At 49.1% G+C, this 3,408-nt stretch carries 3 protein-coding genes; 2 read left to right on the forward strand and 1 reads right to left on the reverse strand.

What is annotated here, in order from left to right; genetic code table 11:
- On the reverse strand, nucleotides 1-1,000 hold a 1,000-nt coding region (locus ACLR2L_RS19605; protein ID WP_413370632.1), incomplete at its 3' end, for an AMP-binding protein.
- Between the two features lie 187 nt (nucleotides 1,001-1,187).
- Here ACLR2L_RS19605 and ACLR2L_RS19610 point away from each other — a divergent pair.
- Both ACLR2L_RS19610 and ACLR2L_RS19615 read left to right on the forward strand, forming a co-directional pair.
- The gene (locus ACLR2L_RS19610) at nucleotides 1,188-2,204 is read left to right on the forward strand and encodes an AraC family transcriptional regulator (RefSeq protein ID WP_413370634.1); all 1,017 of its coding nucleotides are present in this window, start codon (nucleotides 1,188-1,190) and stop codon (nucleotides 2,202-2,204) included.
- Between the two features lie 97 nt (nucleotides 2,205-2,301).
- The coding region (locus tag ACLR2L_RS19615; RefSeq protein WP_413370636.1) for an L-lactate permease at nucleotides 2,302-3,408 on the forward strand (1,107 nt) is incomplete at its 3' end.

A 3,408-nucleotide genomic window follows, 5' to 3' on the forward strand; every position in this document is an offset into this window, starting at 1 on the left:
AAGCGGAATAGATGTCGGCCCCTTTGTCTGTAGCCGCTTGTGCCAGGCCTTTGGGCAGTGCGCTGCCTCCAATCAGGATTTTCCAGTCATCAAATCTTGCCTGCTGACCTTTTTCGCACCCCAGTAACATTTGTAAAATGGTAGGCACGCAGTGTGAAAAGTCCACTTTGTAGCGCTGGATCAGGTCAACCAGCATATTGGGCTCGTAGCGTCCGGGATAAATTTGCGTGGCGTTTAGCATGACTGCGGCATAGGGCACACCCCAGGCATGTACGTGGAACATCGGTGTAATGGGCATGTACACCGAATTGGAACGAAGTAACGGCAAGCCTTCATAACTGCCCAGCATGCCCACCAGATTCATGGTATGCAACACCAATTGACGATGGCTGAAATACACCCCTTTCGGATTGCCCGTTGTGCCAGTGGTATAAAAGGTAGTGGCGATGCTGTTTTCATCAAAGTCAGGGAAGTCATACTCATGGCTGTTGGCAGCCAACAATGATTCATATTCACCTGCAGGAGTAATATTGATTGTAGCCGGCGCTACAGCGTTGAGATTGTCGGTTAAGCGAATATACCCTTGTACTGTATTCAGATGAGGCGCTAACTGATCTGCTAGCGGCATAAAATCATCGTGAACCAGTACAAGTGTATCTTCCGCGTGATTCATTGTGTAGGCCACTTGTTCTGGCGACAGGCGAATGTTCACATGATGTAATACCGCACCCAGCATAGGCACCGCAAAATAACATTCCAGATAGCGATGGCTGTCCCAATCCATCACTGCAACCGTGCCGCCTTCTTTCACTCCCGCAGCCTTTAACGCATTGGCAAGTTGCTTAACGCGACGGGTGAAATCGGTATAGCTGAAGTGTTGTTCACCGCGATAGATAATCTGGTTCTCGGGCTCAAACCGACCAGCCGAGGCAAATATGTTTTTTATCAGTAAGGGAAAAGACTGCGCATTGTTGGCACCTTGCAGAATTTTAGTCGGCATACACATCTCCGTTGTTTGCTGTAGGGTTGCAGGGTAATGAGATGTTTCATTGTTGTTAATAAATTGTGTTTTGGCAATTGGGTGGCGCTAAATGATTGTTGTTTGGCGCGTAAAGATAAATAGAGTTTGAGGTGTTGGATAAGAAAGGGTAACGTGTGTGTACTAATACATATAAAAACAAGCCTTTATGATTCATTCTGAGCAAGGTTTCAGTGTCATTGGCAGTTGGCCGCTTGTGATAAGCCGGGCAGTTAATGCCTACGGTATAGACGGTATGGCATTGTTAACTCAGGTAGGTATTGAACCTTCACAGGCTTCGTTACCGGAAGCCCGTTGTGATTTGCTGCGCTTAAACAGGCTGTGGCGTTTGGCTACCAATGTAACCGGCGATCCCGCGCTGGGATTGGCGGTTGCCCGTTTTGTGCGGCCCACCTCGTGGCATGCACTGGGCTTTGCTATTTGGGCAAGTGATACTATGCGTGATGGATTTGCCAGGCTATCGGATAACTTCCGAATGTTTGCTGATTATGGTGAACTCCATATTCAACATATCGGGGATAATGTTGAGATTGCTTTGCATCGCGATCACCATATTGCCGATTGGAGCCCGATGGAGACCGACGCATTTATTGGTACCTGTGTGCTTACTGCCAGGCACATTTACCGGCCGGATTTTCGGCCGCAGCAGGTGTGGTTGAGCCGCCCTATGCCCGACGACACCATGCCATGGCAGCGCTTGTTTAAGTGCCCGGTGTACTTTAATGCCGGCTATGATCGCATTATTTTTCCCACTGAAGCCATGCACCAGCCATTACTAACCGCCAGCCACGAGCTAGCGCTCCAAAATGATGTGCTGGTGGCTGAGTATATTGCCAGGCTGGATCGCGCGAATTTACGAGCGCGTCTGGAATCACTGTTGCTGAGTCGTCTGCCGCTGGGCAGTATTACTGTTCAGAAGGCATCTGACGAACTCGGGATAAGTTTGCGCACGCTTCAACGACGCTTAACTGAAAAGCACACTTCCTTTGGACAAATTCTGGATGAATTGCGCAAAAAGCAAGCGCATCAGTGGATGAAAGCAGGCAACTTGCCATTAAGTGAAATCAGTTATCGGCTGGGATTTCAGCACGCGGGTAATTTTACCCGCGCCTTTAAACGCTGGTTTCAACAAACGCCCCAGCAGTGGCGAAACGCAGCAGGTTAAGTGCTTATGTTGTGCTGAATCAAAGGGTAGTGCGTTCAATTTCATCGTAGTTTGCTTTACAGTATTCGTATTCATTTTGCATGGAACGCACCGGTTAATGCTTTCGCTTGTTGCAGCTTACGCGCCGCTATTGTTACTGATTTACTTAATGGTTAAACCCAATCCTATGGCTTCTGGCAAAGCCTTGCCTTTGTGTGCTGTGGTGGCTTATGTGCTGGTAATGTTTACCGGACAGTCGTCGTTATCGTTGGTAAACGCCAATGTGATCAGTGGTTTATTGCTGGCGTTAACGCCCCTGGCCATCATTGGCGGTGCCGTATTTTTATTTAAAAGTATGGAAGTTACTGGTGCATTGGATACCTTAAAAGGGGCGTTAAACGGGGTTAGTACCAACCCGGTGGCACAGTTGATGATGGTTGGCTGGTCTTTCGCCTTTTTAATAGAAGGCGCCAGTGGCTTTGGTACGCCTGCTGCTATCGCGGCTCCCATTCTCTGTGGCCTGGGTTTTTCGCCACTGCGTGTTGCGCTGTTTTGTCTGGTGCTCAATACCATCCCCGTCACCTTTGGCGCCATGGGAACGCCAGTTTGGTTTGGGTTATCGCTGTTGTCATTGCCGCAGGATGTGTTGATGTCTTCGGCCAGGTATGCCGCCATCATTAACACTCTTATTGCGCCGGTCATTGTGTTTGTTGCGCTCAGACTGGTGGTGCCAGACTGGCGGCATATTCTGCAAAACAGTGTGTTTGTTTTGCTATCTACCTGTGCCTGTACCATACCTTATGTAGCACTGAGCTTTTACGGTGTGGAATTTCCATCGTTGCTGGGCGGCTTTATTGGGTTGCTAATAACCCTGGTATTGGCGAAATTCGGAGTGGGCCTGAGCCGTCAGTTTACCAACGAAAGTCTCCCTGCAACACAACAGCAGGGCGATGCGCCATCTTTAGGTACATTGGTAAAAGCGGCGTTCCCTCTGTGGGGCACGGTAGTGCTGTTGGTACTTACGCGATTGCCGGAACTCGGGCTTAAAGCGTTATTACAGGCCACTGAACCCAGTGTATCAATATCGTTGGGCTTTTTGGGCCAGCTTACGATGAGTGCCAGTTTGGTTGTCACGCTGAGCGGCATTTTAGATACCGCCACCCAATGGCGTTTCAGCACACTGTATGTACCGTCTATTTTGCCATTTGTGTTAGTTGCCATGGCG

Source organism: Alteromonas sp. AMM-1, assembly GCF_047290655.1.
GTDB classification, from domain to species: domain Bacteria; phylum Pseudomonadota; class Gammaproteobacteria; order Enterobacterales; family Alteromonadaceae; genus Alteromonas; species Alteromonas mangrovi.